17 protein-coding genes and 1 riboswitch are annotated in these 17,062 nt (G+C 33.6%); of the genes, 4 read left to right on the forward strand and 13 right to left on the reverse strand.

Going from position 1 to position 17,062, the window contains the following annotated elements; all coding sequences use genetic code 11:
- Positions 1–37 precede the first annotated feature (37 nt).
- The 3 genes from rpmF to M2475_RS02120 form a co-directional block, all read right to left on the reverse strand.
- A complete protein-coding gene (rpmF, locus tag M2475_RS02110) occupies positions 38–205 on the reverse strand; it encodes a 50S ribosomal protein L32 (RefSeq protein WP_277489289.1) in 168 nt (55 codons plus the stop codon).
- 12 nt (positions 206–217) lie between these two features.
- Positions 218–739 (reverse strand): YceD family protein, encoded by a 522-nt coding sequence (locus M2475_RS02115; RefSeq protein ID WP_277489319.1) that lies wholly within the window; start codon positions 737–739, stop codon positions 218–220.
- Positions 740–805: 66 nt separating this feature from the next.
- A complete protein-coding gene (locus M2475_RS02120) occupies positions 806–1,720 on the reverse strand; it encodes a sugar phosphate nucleotidyltransferase (RefSeq protein WP_277489290.1) in 915 nt (304 codons plus the stop codon).
- Positions 1,721–1,792: 72 nt separating this feature from the next.
- On the opposite strand from M2475_RS02120, the gene M2475_RS02125 reads away from it, so the two are divergent.
- Positions 1,793–2,902, forward strand: coding sequence for a nucleotidyltransferase family protein (locus M2475_RS02125; RefSeq protein WP_277489291.1), 1,110 nt, complete (start codon positions 1,793–1,795; stop codon positions 2,900–2,902).
- A gap of 78 nt (positions 2,903–2,980) precedes the next feature.
- Here M2475_RS02125 and M2475_RS02130 read toward each other — a convergent pair whose 3' ends face one another.
- From M2475_RS02130 to M2475_RS02155, 6 genes are all read right to left on the reverse strand, one after another.
- Positions 2,981–3,433 (reverse strand): GNAT family N-acetyltransferase, encoded by a 453-nt coding sequence (locus tag M2475_RS02130; RefSeq protein ID WP_277489292.1) that lies wholly within the window; start codon positions 3,431–3,433, stop codon positions 2,981–2,983.
- 71 nt (positions 3,434–3,504) lie between these two features.
- The gene (locus tag M2475_RS02135) at positions 3,505–4,227 is read right to left on the reverse strand and encodes a YebC/PmpR family DNA-binding transcriptional regulator (protein ID WP_277489293.1); all 723 of its coding nucleotides are present in this window, start codon (positions 4,225–4,227) and stop codon (positions 3,505–3,507) included.
- A 139-nt stretch (positions 4,228–4,366) separates the two neighbouring features.
- Positions 4,367–5,545 carry an N-acetylglucosamine-6-phosphate deacetylase gene (gene nagA, locus M2475_RS02140; protein ID WP_277489294.1) on the reverse strand — a complete coding sequence of 393 codons (1,179 nt, stop codon included), beginning with the start codon at positions 5,543–5,545 and terminating at the stop codon, positions 4,367–4,369.
- Positions 5,546–5,556: 11 nt separating this feature from the next.
- A complete protein-coding gene (gene uvrC, locus M2475_RS02145; protein WP_277489295.1) occupies positions 5,557–7,317 on the reverse strand; it encodes an excinuclease ABC subunit UvrC in 1,761 nt (586 codons plus the stop codon).
- Positions 7,310–9,625 carry an endonuclease MutS2 gene (locus tag M2475_RS02150; protein ID WP_277489296.1) on the reverse strand — a complete coding sequence of 772 codons (2,316 nt, stop codon included), beginning with the start codon at positions 9,623–9,625 and terminating at the stop codon, positions 7,310–7,312. The genes uvrC and M2475_RS02150 overlap by 8 nt, the downstream gene beginning before the upstream one ends.
- A 12-nt stretch (positions 9,626–9,637) precedes the next feature.
- Positions 9,638–10,240, reverse strand: coding sequence for a CvpA family protein (locus tag M2475_RS02155; RefSeq protein WP_277489297.1), 603 nt, complete (start codon positions 10,238–10,240; stop codon positions 9,638–9,640).
- Positions 10,241–10,327: 87 nt separating this feature from the next.
- Here M2475_RS02155 and rnhC point away from each other — a divergent pair, with 87 nt between their 5' ends.
- A complete protein-coding gene (gene rnhC, locus M2475_RS02160) occupies positions 10,328–11,206 on the forward strand; it encodes a ribonuclease HIII (protein WP_277489298.1) in 879 nt (292 codons plus the stop codon).
- Between the two features lie 16 nt (positions 11,207–11,222).
- Here the strand turns inward: rnhC and M2475_RS02165 are convergent, their stop codons facing one another.
- Positions 11,223–11,687 carry a hypothetical protein gene (locus M2475_RS02165; protein WP_277489299.1) on the reverse strand — a complete coding sequence of 155 codons (465 nt, stop codon included), beginning with the start codon at positions 11,685–11,687 and terminating at the stop codon, positions 11,223–11,225.
- Between the two features lie 136 nt (positions 11,688–11,823).
- Here M2475_RS02165 and M2475_RS02170 point away from each other — a divergent pair, with 136 nt between their 5' ends.
- Positions 11,824–12,150, forward strand: a complete 327-nt coding sequence (locus tag M2475_RS02170; protein WP_277489300.1) for a YtxH domain-containing protein — start codon at positions 11,824–11,826, stop codon at positions 12,148–12,150.
- Positions 12,151–12,179: 29 nt separating this feature from the next.
- Positions 12,180–12,434: a GlsB/YeaQ/YmgE family stress response membrane protein gene (locus M2475_RS02175; RefSeq protein ID WP_277489301.1), complete on the forward strand. Its 255-nt coding sequence runs from the start codon at positions 12,180–12,182 to the stop codon at positions 12,432–12,434.
- Between the two features lie 68 nt (positions 12,435–12,502).
- Here the strand turns inward: M2475_RS02175 and M2475_RS02180 are convergent, their stop codons facing one another.
- From M2475_RS02180 to M2475_RS02190, 3 genes are all read right to left on the reverse strand, one after another.
- On the reverse strand, positions 12,503–15,406 hold the full coding sequence (locus M2475_RS02180; RefSeq protein WP_277489302.1) for a glycoside hydrolase family 3 N-terminal domain-containing protein: 2,904 nt from the start codon (positions 15,404–15,406) through the stop codon (positions 12,503–12,505).
- 482 nt (positions 15,407–15,888) lie between these two features.
- Positions 15,889–16,389 (reverse strand): hypothetical protein, encoded by a 501-nt coding sequence (locus M2475_RS02185; protein WP_277489303.1) that lies wholly within the window; start codon positions 16,387–16,389, stop codon positions 15,889–15,891.
- 1 nt (position 16,390) lies between these two features.
- Positions 16,391–16,846 carry a hypothetical protein gene (locus M2475_RS02190; protein ID WP_277489304.1) on the reverse strand — a complete coding sequence of 152 codons (456 nt, stop codon included), beginning with the start codon at positions 16,844–16,846 and terminating at the stop codon, positions 16,391–16,393.
- 17 nt (positions 16,847–16,863) lie between these two features.
- Positions 16,864–17,041, reverse strand: a riboswitch (cobalamin riboswitch).
- Between the last annotated feature and the right edge of the window lie 21 nt (positions 17,042–17,062).

Here is a 17,062-nt window from a genome sequence, read left to right on the forward strand (position 1 = left end):
CTAATATTTCATAAAAAAAACAGCTTTCGCTGCTTTCTTATTCTGTAATTTGTTTTCCGTTGTAATTTCCACATTCACACATTCTGTGTGGTCTAACAAATTCTCCACATGCTGGACATTTTGTCAATGTAGGTCTTACTAATTTATAGTGTGTTCTTCTTTTTGCTTTTCTATGCTTTGAACCACGTCTTTGTTGAACAGCCATAAATACCTCCTCTTAATCTTCTTCGATTTTAAACTCTTTTAGCTTAGCTAATCGAGGATCTACTTCATCTTCTTGTTTGTTTTTATAATCGCTTTCTTTTATTACTTCCCAACCATTTCCCTTTGGATATTCCTTTACATCATCTTTTACAACTTTTAAAGGTACTTCCATCATGATGGTTTGAAAGATAATTGGCAGAAGTTCGATTACATCTCCCTTTGCTTCATGAATGTCTTCATTATCCTCAACTTTACGAAATGCAAACACTTCTGTTGTTTCCACATTGAATGGATAACGAACATCTTCATTTGTAATCGCACAAGGTAGGATCATGTCGCCACTAATCTCCATGTCACAAGTAACAAAGTCACTTTGTACATCATAGCGAAGTGTACCTTTTACATTCACATTTTCAAGGTCACGTAAGTGGTGATTTTTATTAAATACCTCTTTGGCAAAACTGATATCTTCATCAAAAGATATAGGTTCCTTATGCAAATTTAGTATCTCATTTTTTGACCATTTCAAGATCATCACCTCATTGCCTGCCTATTCATTATATTGAAAAAGTAGGGCAAAGTCAACAAAGAATCAATGAAATTAATCCCAAAGTGGTACAGGGTATTTTCCATCATCTATCAATCTTTTTATTCCAGCTTTGACAATTGGTTTGTCTTCTTGATAAGTAACTCCATACCATTTATCTTCACTTGATAAAACCGTTACTTCAATTTGGTTATCACGTAACATTTTTCCAACTTCTTTAGGAATATAGAATTCTGACTTCAATTGGTTCTTAGGAACTTCATTTTCAAAAAACTTAACGAAGTCTTCTTTCATATACTGAATGAAGGAAGGTTTGAATCCCCACATGTTCATCGATACCAAACGGTTTTCTTCCAAAGGCAACCATGTCATACCTTCATCTTTGCTATATTCAATTCCTTTTGGATGTTTTTCAATTCGTGTAAGTTCATCGACATTCGTAAGCTTGCCATCCTTCACCGTACATACTCCACGAGCAACACTTCCATTCTCACTCACTGTATTCGCTAAAATATAACCAACCATTGCATAATGATCACCAATCGCATCTGATACTAAGAAATCATGCAATTTCTCAAACCCTTCACGCCCATAGTAATCATCCGCATTAATAACTGCGAATGGTGAGTCAATTACACCTTCACAACACAATAGGGCATGGCCTGTTCCCCAAGGCTTCTCTCTTCCTTCTGGAATTTCAAATCCTTGTGGAATGCTGTTATCAATTTCTTGATAAACATATTTCACATTCACTTGTTTACTTATTTTATCTCCTATTGCAGATTTGAAATCTGCTTCTATTGCTTTTTTTATTATGAAAATAACTTCATTAAATCCAGCTTGAATAGCATCATAAACACTAAGTTCAAGAATCACTTCACCATTTGGTCCGATCTTGTCAATCTGCTTTAATCCCCCATAGCGACTTCCCATACCAGCAGCCAAAACTACTAAACTTGTTTTTTTCATCTTTTTACCTCTCTTTCACTATTCTAGCATAAACTTATTTTTATTTAAATCCATTTGAAGTATAATGAAGACATGAAAACTCATTTTAAAGTAGCGGGCATCGTATGTGAATACAATCCATTTCATAATGGACATATGCTGCATATTCAAAAAACAAGAGCAATAACAGGTGCTGATATCTTGATTTGTGTCATGAGTGGAAACTTTGTACAGCGTGGAGAACCCGCTATCACAAATAAGTGGGAGCGAGCAAAGGTAGCGATTGAGCATGGTGTAGATATCGTTGTAGAATTACCTTTTATTTATGCTACCCAAAGTGCAAACATGTTTGCCAAAGGAGCTATTGATATCTTAAAACTTGCTAATATTGATGCTTTGGTATTTGGTAGTGAATCTAACAATCTTGATATTTTAAAAAAACTTTTAACCATCAAAGATGATATCAGTGAATTAAAACAAGCAGGAATATCCAGTGCAAAAGCTTATGAACAACTTTATGGCGATTTAAATCCTAATGATATTTTAGGTTTGAATTATTTAAAACATTTAAAGGACACTGAAATAGAAGCCCATACAATTCAAAGAACCACAAATTATCATGATACATCATTAAAAGGGAAAATAAGTAGTGCGACAGCTATTCGTGAAAGTATTTTTGCCCAACAAGATTACACATTGGCTACACCTATGCATAATCTAAGTGATACTTTTCAAATGCAATATTATTATCCATATATCAAAACCCTATTGTTGACGAGTGATCAAAAACATCTATCTCAACTATTTTTGATGGATGAAGGAATTGAAAACAATTTAATCAAACATTGCAAACTCGCAGACTCTTATGAAGATTTCTTAATATCTTGTACATCAAAACGTTATACAAAGGCAAGTATCCAACGAACTTTGACCCATTTGATGAACCAAACCAAAAAAGCCGATGTAAATAATCTTCCTGAAGTAGATTATTTACGCATCTTAGCTTTTAATAAGCGAGGACAGGCTTATCTTAACCATATAAAAGAAGAGGTTAAGATTGCATCAAAATATAGTCAGATTCCTTCTCCCTATCGAGAAATGGAACTAAAAGCCACTCAAGTATACAGTTATCCAACAACCATTGAAGAACAAAAAATGATGGTCAAACAAGAATTGCAACCACCACTTTTTATTGAAGATTAAAGATTATAAAATACCATTCTTCAATTGCCTTATTTATTTTCAAAAACTGGAACCTTGTTTAGGTATCCAGTTTCTTTTTTATACTAAATCGTATCGATATAATGCTGTTAAATATCCTTTTCCTAAATCAACGATTTCTTCTAGAATAAAATCATTTCGCTCATAATACGCCCGCAGTTTATCTTTGTGTGCTCGAACATCTAGTTTTACACAAGGCATACCTGCCTTACGTCCAAGTTCTTTAAACTGATCTAAAATATAGTTTGATACACCTTGTCCCTTCACTTTATCCAAAACCATAACCTTATGGATATAAAGAGCTTCATGAGGTTTATCATGTAGCCAATAGGTTGGGTCGTAGTCAATTACACAAAAACATCCAACAGGATCATCATCTTGATATACAAGATAGAAATTTTCCACCACATACTCATTTTGTAAAGTTTTCCAAAGCACTTCTTCTTTTTCCCATTGCACCAATCCTTTTTTTGAAAGTTCATCTACCTTTTGTAACAATAGACTTTCAATCAATTGGCAATCCTTTGGGGTTGCTTGTCTCATAGATAACATAGGTAGTAAAAAATACTCTTATTAAGAGTATTTTATAATCCTTCCACATTGTGATATACATTTTGTACATCATCAACATCATCTAATAGATCTAATAAGCGTTGAAACAACATTTTATCATCTCCATCTAGTGTTACATATTCATTTGGTAACATCGTTAGTTCCAATACATCAAATGTAACATCTGGAATCAACTTATCAATTTCCTCTTTAGCCTTATATAAGTCCTGTGGTGAAGTAGTAATTGACATGTGTTCATCTTCTACTTCAATCTCTTTCACATCCACATCAGCCATTAACAAAGTTTCTAGCATTGTATCTTCATCTGTATAAGGAATTACAATCTGTCCAACACTTTCATAGTTGAATGACACTGAACCACTAACTCCCATTTTTGCTTTCGCCTTATTAAAAGCACCTCTTAAATCAGCAATGGTACGGTTTGGATTATCTGTTAAACACTCGATAACAACCGTGGCAACTCCACCGCTACCGAAACCTTCATAAGTAGAACTTTGATAATTTTCACCAGTTCCACCCTTTGCTTTTTCAATTGCTCTTTTTATAACATCTGCTGGTACCTGATTTGCTTTTGCACGCTCGATTGTCTTCTTCAAGTTTGCATTCATCTCTGGATCAGGTTCACCGTTTTTCGCAGCTACATATATTTCTTTTCCATATCTTGAATATACTTTTGTTTTTGCTGCTGCTGTTTTTGCCATACTGGCTTTACGTACTTCAAATGCACGTCCCATAATTATCACCATCCAAATTTACTTGTTTATTATATCAAAGAATAAAACATCCGACAATGCTATTCATCAAAGTAAGAAAGAAACCACACTAAATTTCTAATGTATAGAGAATTAAAAAAACATAGGAAACTCCTATGTTTTATCTTTTATATACACATTTTCCAGATACATAAGTTTGTTGATTTTGATAATTTTTATCCATAATACAAATATCTGCATCTTTTCCTACTTCCAACGTTCCCTTTAACGTATCTATCTTAATAACCTTTGATGGATTTATACAAGCCATCTGAACAATTTCGTTTACTGTACACCCAGTAATCTCTGCCATAGTACGAATAACATAGTCTAATCCCACAGCTGAACCTGCTCTGCGTCCTGTTTCAATCACAGTTACACTATAGCCATCTTTTATACAATTTTTACCACTAAAATAAAATTCTCCATCAGGCATTCCTTTTCCCAACATCGCATCAGTAATAAGAACAATCTTTTCAGCTCCTTTATTCAAATACGTCATCAACACTACTTCTGGATCTACATGAAATCCATCAGCAATAAGTTCCACATATGCATCTTTATTAATAAAAGCTGATGTTACCACTCCTGGAGTACGATGAAGATGCTGGCTCATTGCATTATAAAGATGCGTAAACCCAACGGCCCCATGTTTGATTGCTGCTGTTGTTGTTTTACTATCTGCAGCACTATGACCAATCATCATTGCGATATTATGCTTTGCTCCATACTCAATAAACTCCATCATTCCATCCAATTCTGGAGCAATTGTCATCTGTCTAATCCGATTGTCAGATGCACTTATCATTTCATCCAATTCTTTTATTGAAGGAGCACGCAAGTGCTCTTCAATCATAACGGCTTTATATTCTCTACTTAAATAAGGACCTTCCCCATGAACACCTAAGAAGTGTGCACCATTTCCATCATCTTCAATTGTTGCATACATTTTTAGCGTCTCAACTATCTCTTCTTGTGATACCGCTGTAAGAGAAGCTAAAAAGCCTGTACATCCATCTTCCACTAAATTATGTGCAATCTTATGTATATCATCTTTCGTAGCATCGATAAAATCACTACCTACACCACCATGCATATGAATATCAATTAAACCCGGCATAATATAGTTTCCCTTAACATCTTCAAATACAACGTCGTGGTCTTGTTGATATATTTGGAATTTAGGATCATTGGCAGCTAACACTTCAATAATCTTATCTCCCTCAATTAATACACCACCTTGTTCCAAACTTGTATGCCCATCAACTACAACAATTCCATTATACAAAAGTGTTTTCATATTTTTTCCTCCTATGTCTCATCATGATGAATCACTTCATATACATTTTTTGCGACCGCTTCTGGAACGATCTGTGATATTTCTTCTATCGTTGCCTGTTTTAAACGTTTCATACTTCGAAAATGATTCCATAGCTTATTCTTACGAACTTTTCCCAATCCACTAACTTCATCTAAAATTGATTTTGTTTGTGCTTTAGAACGTAGTTTCTTATGATAAGTAATTGCAAATCTATGCACTTCATCTTGCATCTGTGTTAATAAAAAGAAAAGTGGACTATCTCTACGAATGGGAATAATATCTCCATTTCGATCCATTAAATTATTTGTACGATGTCGATCATCTTTTACCAAGCCACATAATAAGATATCAATTTCAAGAGCATCTAAGATTTCTTTCACTGCATTAATCTGTTGTAAACCACCATCTACAATTAATAAATCATTTTGTACTTGTTGTTCTTTTAAAAGTCGAAGATAACGACGGTATACAACTTCTTTCATGGAATCTACATCTGAAATATAAGTATCCAATTTATAAATACGATAATCTTTCTTAGATGGTAAACCATCTTTAAACACAACCATTCCTGATACATTAAACGCTCCACTAATGTGTGAGTTATCATAGATTTCAATAGAATGAATTGGTTTATGAAAAATATCAGATAATTCTTTAAGGGCAAGGATGCGATTATTATCCTTACGTTTTACTAATTCAAATTTATCTTCATGGGCTTTTTTAGCATTTCCTTTGACCATTTCCATTAAACGTAATTTTTCACCTCGTTGTGGTTTCATTACTTTTGTATCTAAATAATCACCAAGATCTGTGTGAATATCTTTTGGTATTAATAATTCCTGTGGTAAAGGATTTTTACTATAATATTGCATAATAAAAGATACAAATGCATCTTCTATTTCCTCATAAATTGGCGTAATAGATAAAGCACGTTCTAAGATTTTACCATTACGCAAAAAGAATCCTTGAATACATAAATACCCCTTATCATAATAGTAATTAAATACATCTCGATCTTTTCTATCTTTAAATTGTACATGCTGATTCATTGCTACATGGTGAATCGATTCAATCAATTCATGCAATTCTTGCGCTCTTTCAAAATCCAACTTATCACTAGCTGCATGCATTTGTTCTTCTAATTGTTGAACAATGGCCTTTGTGTCACCACGTAAAAACCTTTTGATATCATTTGCCATCTTTTCATAAATCGCAGGATCAATATCATTGATACAAGGTGCTAAACATTGACCTAAATGATAATACAAACATGCTCGCTTAGGCATGTGTTTACATTTTCTCAATGGATAAATTTTATTTAATAAATCTTTGGTTTGATGAGCTGCTCGTGCATCAGGAAAAGGTCCAAAATAATATGCTTTTTTATCTGTAAGTTTTCTTGTAACAGTTAACACTGGTGCTTTATCTGTAGTTAATTTTATATATGGATAACTTTTATCATCCATGAACATAATATTATATTTTGGTGAATGCTTTTTAATTAAATTAATTTCCAACAACAAAGCTTCTTTTTCACTATCACAAACAATATATTCAAAATCATCAATATTGCTTACTAATTTTGTTGTTTTATAATCATGGGCACCACGAAAATAAGAACGCACCCGACTATTTAAACGAACTGCTTTCCCTACATAAATAATCTCTTGATTCTTATCTTTCATCAAATAACAACCTGGCTTTGCTGGAAGCAAGGCCAATTTGTCTTCGATTTTTTCCATGTTAGCCATCTTTACCACCTTTTAACGTTACTACAGTTGCTCCTAACCCTCCTTCAAACTCACCACCTAAGCGGAAAGTTTTGACATATTTTTGCTTCTTCAACATCTCATGAATGGCACTACGAAGCGCTCCTGTACCACTACCATGGATAATCGTTACTGTATACATTTTATGATACAGCGCATTATCCAAATATTTTTCAACTACTGGCAAGGCTTCACTCACTCGCATTCCAATAACATTACATTCCATTTTAGGACGTGCTACAGAAGATGAAGAAGAGACACTAGCTACCTTTTTCTTCACTGGGCGGTGAGTATGTGTTAAATCACTTACTTTTACATTCATACGCATACCATTTGTTGAGATAGTTGCTTTATTGCCTTTCAATGAAATTATTTCTCCTTGATATTGTAAGCCTTTTACTTTCACATAATCATGCAGAGCAAACGTCTCCACCACTTCTGGCAATGGATCCTCTTTCATAGTTTCAGTTTTTAATTTACTAACTGCCTCAATAATCTCATGCTCTTTTACCTGTTTCATAGAACGCAACTCATCAATTACCGATTTTGCTTGTTCCTTGGCATCATCAATTACTTGTTCTGCTTTTGCATATGCTTCTTTTAATAATTTATCTTGCGTTTCTTGTTGCTTTGCTTGGGTACTTATTAAGTTTTGTTTTTCTTTTTCTAACTGCTCTTGTTGATTTTTTAAAAGTGTTTGTTGATCCAGCAATTCCATACGATCTTTTTCAAGTTTTTCAATCAACCGCTCCTGATCCGAATAGCTTGCTTCTCTTAATTTATAAGCATATTCTAAAATCTCATCTTTGATGTGATATCTTTTCGCAATCTCCAAAGCATTGGAATTTCCACTAAACCCACTCATATATTTGTAAGTAGGAGTCATCGTATCCAAATTAAAACCTACACTTGACATTAATATTTCATCTTGAGTTTTCGCATATTCTTTTACTTTTGAATAATGGGTTGTCGCAACACTCATAATTTTATGTTCACGCAAATATTCTAAAATTGCGATTGCTAAGCATTCCCCTTCACTCGGGTCCGTTCCTGAACCAAGTTCATCTAATAATACTAAAGAACGAGAACTTGCTTTATTTAAAATCGTAGATAGTCTTGATAAGTGTGCAGAAAAGGTAGATAACGATTCCAAAATTGATTGAAAATCTCCAACATCCACAAACACATCATCAAAAAGAGGAACGATTGCTTCCTCGCAAGGAATTGGCAAACCGCTCATTGTCATAATTGTAAACAAACCAATCGTTTTCAATGTAACCGTTTTTCCACCTGTGTTTGATCCACTAATTAATAAATGTCGATTTGGTGGTGCTATTTCATATGTATTTGATACTACTTTCTCTTCTTCTATCAAAGGATGGCGTGCATCTTTAAAATACAACCGTGTTCCCTTTTCATTCAATTCACTATAGACTGCACCTAATTTATCTGCCCATTTAGCTTGAGCAAATAACGTATCTAATAAGGTATAAGTATCTAGATTAGCTGCCAACTCATCCACATGAGGCATAATTAATAAGCATAGCTCTTTTAAAATTCGTTCAATTTCATTCTTCTCATTTGCTCGTAATGATTGCAAGCGATTATTTAATATCAAAAGCGCTTCAGGCTCAATATACACAGCCTGTCCAGATGCACTTTCATCATGAATAAACCCTTTAATTTTATGTTTATCACTACTCTTTACCAACAAAGTTGTTCGATTGTTACGTGTAGCTGTAATGTTTTCCATTAAAATACTACTATATTTGCTCATTATCTCACTTGTCTTCTTGGTGATTTCTTGTTCGCAATGATGAATGTTACGACGGATATCTGCTAATGCTGGCGTAGCATCATCACGCACTTCATAGTTGGCGTTGATTTTCTTTTCAATCGCTACCTGAATAGCTGTATGGTCACTTAAAGAAGCTATTAAATCTTTAATGATCTCTGCTTCAATTTCAATCCTTTTTTTATAATTCTTCATATGTTGATAAGCACCCATAAAGCTTGCAATATCAAAAAGTTCTTTGGTACTTACAATTTTACCTTTTCCAACATCTTTGAAAGTATTGTAAAAATCATGAATACCTGCAAAAATTGGTGACTCATGATGTTTATATAATTTTAACGCCTGCTTTCCTCTTTCTAAATCGCGTTGCGCGATTAAATAATCAAAGACTGGCTGTTTCTCTTGTATCGCTTTTTTTGATAGTGAAAATGAGCAATGTTTAACAATTGCTTCTTTTACTACCTCAAAATCTAATCCTTCGTATTGTTCTATCATATATTCTCCAAATTATTGTTCTATCAATGTTTCCCAATCAAAATTACCATCTTCTCTAGCTTTATCAACCGTATCAAACACTTGTAATACATTTTTAGCAATTGGTACATGTTCACCAATCATGGTACGTATAGGAATTAACCCTGCCTTATCCAAAGCTACTTTACCATTACTAAATATAGGGCTAGAAATAAAGACAATGATAATGATTGTATAAATTAATCCTTTACAAAAGGCTAAAACACTTCCCAGCACTTGATTAACACTACCAACGAGTGTAAGCTTATTTAGCTTTCTTATATATCCTCGTGCAATTCTTAATAAAATATTGACAACAACAAATAGAAGTCCAAACCAAGCCATCCGATTAGCTAATTCAACTACCAGTTTATCAAGCGTTGTAATACCTGTATTAAGTAAAGATGCAGGCACTAGTAAAAAAACATCTTTCATCACATCCGAAAGCCACCAACCAATACATACACAAAGTAATAAGGATATCGTAATAATCGCTTCTAAAACCAAACCATTACGGTATCCCTTCCAAATATAATATACCAGCATGATAACAATACCAATCGTTATCAAAATACTAAATTGTAAAGGAAATTCCATAGCCCACCTCATATTTATTTTAAAGTAAACCATAGGTTAATGCAACTTTCAAACAGATTTATGATAAAATGAAACCGAGGTGTTTTTATGACGATTACAAAGGTATATACAAAAGCTGAGATTGAACGACTGTATGCTTCTTTAAGTGCAGGGAAAGTTTGTAAAACTCCCCCTTATGCACTTTTCCAAATTCGTATGAGTGATTGTGTAATCACTGCCTATGAATCTTTAAAAGTTGTCTTTCAAGGTGAAGGTGCTGCTTTTTACAGTGGTGTTGTTGAGCCACAAGCAAGCAAAGAAGAAACGCTTACCTCAACATATCCACAAGCAGGAAGTGATGAGGTCGGTACTGGAGATTATTTTGGTCCTGTTGTTGTCTGCGCTGCCTATGTAGAAAAAAAAGATTTAGAATTGCTATCAACGTTTCATATTCAAGATTCAAAGCAAATTAAAGATGAAGATATTTTAAAAATTGCACCCGTTTTAATCGATACTTTAAAATTCAGTATTCTAATTTTAAATAATACCAAATACAATCAAGTGCATGAACACAATAACATGAACCAAATTAAAGCAAAGTTACATAATCAAGCTTTCTTAAATTTAAAGAAAAAATTCAACTTACAACTAGATACCATCTATGTTGATCAATTTACCCCACCTAAAAATTATTTTCGTTACTTGAGTGGTGAAGCAGATGTTGTTGAAAACATCCATTTTGAAACTAAAGCTGAAAGTAAATATATTAGTGTAGCCTGTGCTTCTATCATTGCTCGTTATTATTTTTTAAATACGCTGGCAAAAATGAGTGAGAAATACGATTTTCCATTCCCTAAAGGAGCTGGTGCACACGTCGATGAAGCAGGAAGAAAATTTATAGACATGTATAGTGAAAACGAATTATTACATGTTAGCAAATTCCATTTTGCCAATACAAAAAAAATATTGAATGAAGAAACCCTTTGATAACAAAGGGCTTTTTTTATGAGAATTTAGTTTTAAAAAAATTTAAGAAAGCATTGGCATCATCTTCTTGTTTTACGCAAAGGACGACTTCATCTGGGTCTTGATTCAGCATTTCTTGGACTGTAAAGGTAATGTATTTTTTAGGAAATTTATTAGCATGAATTCTTATCTCCTTAGAGAACATTGCAATTTTTGCTTTTTTTACTTCATCATGTTTTACATAAATAGGATCCCCATATGCACTTAAATCTCGATCAATTGGTAAAATGACAATTTCATTTGCATCCTCATCAAAACCAATTGCATAACTTGCATATGTGTATGTCGTTTGTCTTACAACGATAAAATTCATCATTCCTACATCCACACCACAACCATAAACAACACGGAAGCGATTCGCATCTTCAATCACATTTGAAAATAATGCTTTCATTTTTTCAACATTCTCTAAACATACTTCATCACTTATCTTTTTTGCCATTGTTTCACCTCTATATTTAAAAGTATAGCATATTTAATTACATATAAAAACGAGCAAATGAATGGCATAAAATTATGTTAATGCTAAGATATAAGCAAGGACGGGAAAGGTCCTCGTAAAGAAGGAGGAATTTATTATGGAAGACTTTAAAACAAAAATGGAAGAAGTAAAGGAAAGCGTTAGCAAAGAAGCTGAAAAAATCGGTGGAAAAGCTAAGGAAAAAGGAAAAGAATTAAAAGATGACATAAAAGAAGTTGCTGATAAAGTTAGTGATGAAGCAAACAATTTAAAAGATAAGGTTGTTGAAAAAGCAGATGCTTTGAGTGACAAAATGAAAAGCGAAAGTAAGACAGTAAAAAAAGATGCGAAACATACAAAAAAAGACGTGAAAAGTAAAGCATCAAAAACAAATAAAAAAGTCCATACCAAAGCAAAAGAAGTTTCTAACAGAGCAAGTCATTAAAGAATGGAAGATGGAAAGGAGATAATCGTATGTTAAGTTTTATTTGGTCATTGATTATCGGTGGCATCATTGGTGCTATAGCAGGATTTATCCTAGGTAAAGGAACTCCTGCTGGAATCATTGGAAATATTATCTTCGGATTTATTGGAAGTTGGGTAGGTACATCCTTATTTGGTAACTGGGGTCCAGTCATCGGAGGATTTGCATTTGTACCAGCACTTATTGGTGCTATCTTAACAATTGCCGTGTACTCATTCTTCTTTAGAAGAAGTGAACAACATTAAATAGCAAAAGCTTCTCAATTATATGATGAGAAGCTTTTTTTATGCCTATATTCTATCAAAAATATTTATTATACTCTTGCTCTTTTTCTTTTCGCTAAGATACCTGCAGCAACTAAGAATGCAAGGATACCCGCCATTGCATATCCACCAAAGTCAGTAGTGTCCCCTGTGTTTGTTCCACTTCCTGCTCCTGTAGATGTAGATGCAGATGAACCTGCAGCAACTACTCCTTTTACGGTAATAGTTTCTTTTGTAGAACCTGATGTTGCAGTAAATGTTACATCAAATTCACCACCTGCTTTTCCAGCTTTTTTAATTGCTGCCACTTGTGCAGCATCAACGCTGATATCCACTGGTTCATTTGCTCTTGCTCTTGTTTTCGTCCATTTTGCATTCGCTCCAGCTTTTTTAATTAATATTTCAGCTGTTACTTTGCTAGCTTCATCATTGTTTAACTTGAAGTTATTAGCATTGATTACTAACTTATCAATAAGCGTTGTAGGTCTACTTGGATTATATGTAGCAACACGATCATCATCAATCAATCCTGCCCAATTTAATCCATAAGCTACATCATATGTATTTCCTTGTGTATCTAAATAAGGAATTACATCTTCCCCTACATCTTCAAGGTTTGCTTCTACTGTATCCATATCTCTTGGGAATTGCATTGGTAGCAATCCTTTTGGCTCATGATTACCATTGATAACGTCATGAATTGCTGCATCACTTACTGAGAATCCAACCACAATTGCATCTACTTTATCTTCAAATTCAGATACGATTGCAGGACCACTTGCGTTCATTGCAACAACAATTGGAATATCTTTTCCTGTTTTTTCTACTGCTTCTACCGCATTCAATACGATATCTAAATCATGAGAATTAATTAAACGTGATGTTTCTCCATAGTAAGATCTATTTTCTTTTGATCCATCATCCAATGTATCTCCAGCAATTGATTCTTTTCTTACATTCTCACCATCTGCTACATAATCACCATATTGTAATGATAATGGATAGTATCCATAGCTTCCATCGTCTTTTGTATAGCGACCTGTATTAGAGAATAATCCTCCATTCATAGGAGAACGAATTCCAACGATTACTTTATCTACACCTGTTAAATCAGGTACTGTATAACCATCTGTATCATTACCATTATCTGTAATTACTTCTCCATAGATTGAACGTGCTACATCTAAATTCATTGAAGGAGCCCATCCAGCAGGTGTGCTACCAAAGATACCAGGTTGTTCTTTTGTGTAAACCATTGGAATATATACTTTCATACTCTTAGGATCTTTTTCATTGTTAGCAGCTGCTTGAATTGTATTGTCTGCATTTTTCAACATAACAATAGAATCTAATTGTGCATTATATCCTGCTTGCATTTTTTCTGCATTTCCAGCAGATGCTTCAGATGCTGCAACATCTAAGTATGGATTTTCAAACATACCAGGTTGCATTGTAAGTTTAATCAAGCGTTTTGCTGAAGTTGCAAAACGGTTGTCTGCCCATGCTTTTCCTTTTTCACTAACCATTCGGTTATAAGATAATACAATTGGTTCAGCATTGTTGTTTCCACCAAACATATCTGTTCCTGCCATTAATATTTCATAATGACGATCTGCTGTTGAAAGTGCTTCAGCACCCCATGCCATACCAAATCCTCCAAAGCTAGTTACACCCCAGTCAGTACATACAACACCATCAAATCCAATTTTATCAGTATCTCTTAATAAGCTCATTTTTGCGATATTGTACGCAGAACCTACAAGTTGATCGCCAAATTGTGAATTTCCATCAGCATCAACACCAATTGAATATGATGTCATAACAGCAGTTGCAGAACCTGTTTTTCCATTTAATTTCATTCCACCTTCAGTGAAAGGAAGTAAATGTTCATCATAATTTCCACCAGGGTAAACCGCATATTTTCCAGCTGCTGTATGTGATTCACGACCACCTTCACCAGCACCATCACCAGGGAAATGCTTAATCATAGCATTGATAGAGTCTGAACCCCATCCTAAATCATTTCCAGCACCATCATAAGATGATTGTGAACCATCAACATATGCTTGAGCCATAGCCGTTGCCAATGCTGTGTTTTCACCAAATGTTCCTCCTACACGAAGCCATCTAGGTTCGGTAGCTAAGTCTATTTGTGGTCCTAAAGCTGTAACAATTCCCATTGCACGATATTCAGCTGATGTAGCTTTAGCAAAGTTGTACATATGTTCTGTACTAAACGTTGCAGCCATTCCTAGGTTTGAAGGCCAAGCTGAAATATCTGAACCTTCTGCAGCACTTGAATACAAGTCCCCAGAACCAGCAGTTGATCTTGGATCAGAACTAAAGTCCACTGGAACATTAAAATCACTTGTTTCAACAAACGCTTGCATTGCATTTGTCCAACCCACGGAATCACTTACATCATTACCAGCAGCATCCGTAATATTACGAACATAGCTATCTGTCAAATATTTTTTTTGTGATTGTGTCAATCCAGCTTTACTATTTGATTCATGACTACTAAATAACATCAATCCAGCAATCTTTTTGATACCATCAGGATCTGTTGTTACTAAGTAATTTGCTAAAGCCTCAGCTCTTGTATCAACATCAAGACGCCAGTCTTCATAAGCATCTAAAGAACCATTTTTATTCATATCTTTAAAAGCATATGTATAATCGCCATCTACTTCTTCTAAGATATATTTATTCTTTCCATCTGTACCATCTGTATTGTGAAGGATTCCTAAAATAGGACCATTGTTTGGGTTTGTTACAAAATCAACTTTTGTAGTTCCTTCAGCACTTTCGTTAATGGTATGGATGTCCTTTGTTTCTACTGTATATTTTATTTCACCAGCTGCTGAAACAGCAGAAGGGACAGTAGCAAATACACCTATTGCAGCACTCGCTGCCAATATTCCCTTAAATATTCTTGAACTATTCTTTTTCATTTTATTCCTCTACTTTCATTTTTTAACCTTATTTGTCAAATTTAAAATTCTTGTCTTAAATACCTTCCCATGTTTAATTGTTATTAAACTTTTTGCTATCCACTAATACTTAAATACAAATCTCTTTGAAAGCTGAGGTTTGGCCAACTTAATGTCACCATCCAAAAAAATTATAAATCGATACAAATCTCCTCCTTTCTTATATCAACACATCCTTTGATGTTATGACCATTTTACTATGTCAAATAAAAAACCTATTCACGATTATTATAAAAACAATCGTAAATAGGTTTAGCTTGTATTACAAATTGATTCCTTCAACAAATCTGTAGAAACAATCACTATCCACTTTACAATTCTAATGTTAGCATAGCCAAACATTGAATGCAAGCGGTTTCAGATTTTATTTTTATCACTTGAATTTGATATAAAATTCTTATATATTACAAACCAAAAAATACTAAACTTCGGTTTTTAGTTCTTTACAATTTATAACGTTCACTTAATGTATTGATCACTACATTGCTTTTATCAAATAATATTAACATGATTAAATAATTTGATATTCCGTGGATTAAATCAAATGGAATTCCTTTTAAAAAGTAAATCCATCCCATTTTAAACGAAATAACAAAATAAGGTATAGAAAATAAAAAGCCAAATATAAGCCCAAAGATTCCACTAAATATTGCACATTTCGTATAGGTTGTTAGAATGTTTTTTAAAACATATACAAGAAACACTAACAATATCCACACAATAAAATACATCGGTGTCCAAATACTAATTCCATATAATAGCATTTGAACAAAATTAAATACTACAACAATAAAAATACTTCCTTTTAGTTCAAAATTTAATGTATATAGAATTAGTAAAAAACTAACCAATTCAATATTTGGTAGAAATACTAGTAATTCTTTTGAAACAACTACAATTGCTGCACACATTGTATAAATAACAATATTCTTTAATGAATTCATATTAATATGTTATTTCACTTAATTCAAAAACAAAGTAATCTTGATCTGTTATCTTCAAAGCGTTGGCTGCATCACAATAACCAGCTTCAATACAAGATTTATTATTTTCTGATGAATAAACCCAATATTTATTTGCTTTTGGATTTTCTTTATATAGCTTGTTTTTTCCCATCCCTTTGATATACATACCATAAGATTGATCTTCATAATCAAGCTTTATTTCCCCTTCTTGTTCCAACTCCTTTAACAAGTCTGCTAATGTTCCTGCATCCGTATCAACACTTTCTTTATACAAGGTTTTACCATCTGCTTTAATCATAATATGGATTTCTTTATCTCCTTTATCTTGACCCAATTGTTGATACAAAAAAATCCCTGCAACCACAACGATCAAAGCTATCGCTGCAACTACAATTTGTTTTGTTTTCTTCTTCACTTTTCCTCTCTCTTTCTTCATTCTTCTCCTAGAGAATGATCAATGTAATCATCGATGGCAGGTCTTCTGACTCGTGTTCATCCGCAACATTCCTTCCCATATTTTCATACAGTGGTCACTATGTCTTGTCACACTCACAGCTGCTAGGACAGTTAAGGCTTTCCTTATTCCCTATTCTCACGTAGTAAAACGTGCACCATCTATTTTACAGTGTTTGCTTATACTCTCTCACTGTAA

The organism is Breznakia sp. PF5-3, from assembly GCF_029504745.1.
Lineage (GTDB): Bacteria > Bacillota_I > Bacilli_A > Erysipelotrichales > Erysipelotrichaceae > Breznakia.

Coding starts and splice junctions, on each gene's coding strand:
- M2475_RS02170 (WP_277489300.1), top strand. CDS start 11,824: ATGGAAGACTTTAAAACAAAAATGGAAGAAGTAAAGGAAAGCGTTAGC.
- M2475_RS02185 (WP_277489303.1), bottom strand. CDS start 16,389: ATGAATTCATTAAAGAATATTGTTATTTATACAATGTGTGCAGCAATT.
- nagA (WP_277489294.1), bottom strand. CDS start 5,545: ATGAAAACACTTTTGTATAATGGAATTGTTGTAGTTGATGGGCATACA.
- rnhC (WP_277489298.1), top strand. CDS start 10,328: ATGACGATTACAAAGGTATATACAAAAGCTGAGATTGAACGACTGTAT.
- M2475_RS02190 (WP_277489304.1), bottom strand. CDS start 16,846: ATGAAGAAAGAGAGAGGAAAAGTGAAGAAGAAAACAAAACAAATTGTA.
- M2475_RS02155 (WP_277489297.1), bottom strand. CDS start 10,240: ATGGAATTTCCTTTACAATTTAGTATTTTGATAACGATTGGTATTGTT.
- rpmF (WP_277489289.1), bottom strand. CDS start 205: ATGGCTGTTCAACAAAGACGTGGTTCAAAGCATAGAAAAGCAAAAAGA.
- M2475_RS02115 (WP_277489319.1), bottom strand. CDS start 739: ATGATCTTGAAATGGTCAAAAAATGAGATACTAAATTTGCATAAGGAA.
- M2475_RS02150 (WP_277489296.1), bottom strand. CDS start 9,625: ATGATAGAACAATACGAAGGATTAGATTTTGAGGTAGTAAAAGAAGCA.
- M2475_RS02135 (WP_277489293.1), bottom strand. CDS start 4,227: ATGGGACGTGCATTTGAAGTACGTAAAGCCAGTATGGCAAAAACAGCA.
- M2475_RS02165 (WP_277489299.1), bottom strand. CDS start 11,687: ATGGCAAAAAAGATAAGTGATGAAGTATGTTTAGAGAATGTTGAAAAA.
- M2475_RS02125 (WP_277489291.1), top strand. CDS start 1,793: ATGAAAACTCATTTTAAAGTAGCGGGCATCGTATGTGAATACAATCCA.
- M2475_RS02175 (WP_277489301.1), top strand. CDS start 12,180: ATGTTAAGTTTTATTTGGTCATTGATTATCGGTGGCATCATTGGTGCT.
- uvrC (WP_277489295.1), bottom strand. CDS start 7,317: ATGGCTAACATGGAAAAAATCGAAGACAAATTGGCCTTGCTTCCAGCA.
- M2475_RS02180 (WP_277489302.1), bottom strand. CDS start 15,406: ATGAAAAAGAATAGTTCAAGAATATTTAAGGGAATATTGGCAGCGAGT.
- M2475_RS02120 (WP_277489290.1), bottom strand. CDS start 1,720: ATGAAAAAAACAAGTTTAGTAGTTTTGGCTGCTGGTATGGGAAGTCGC.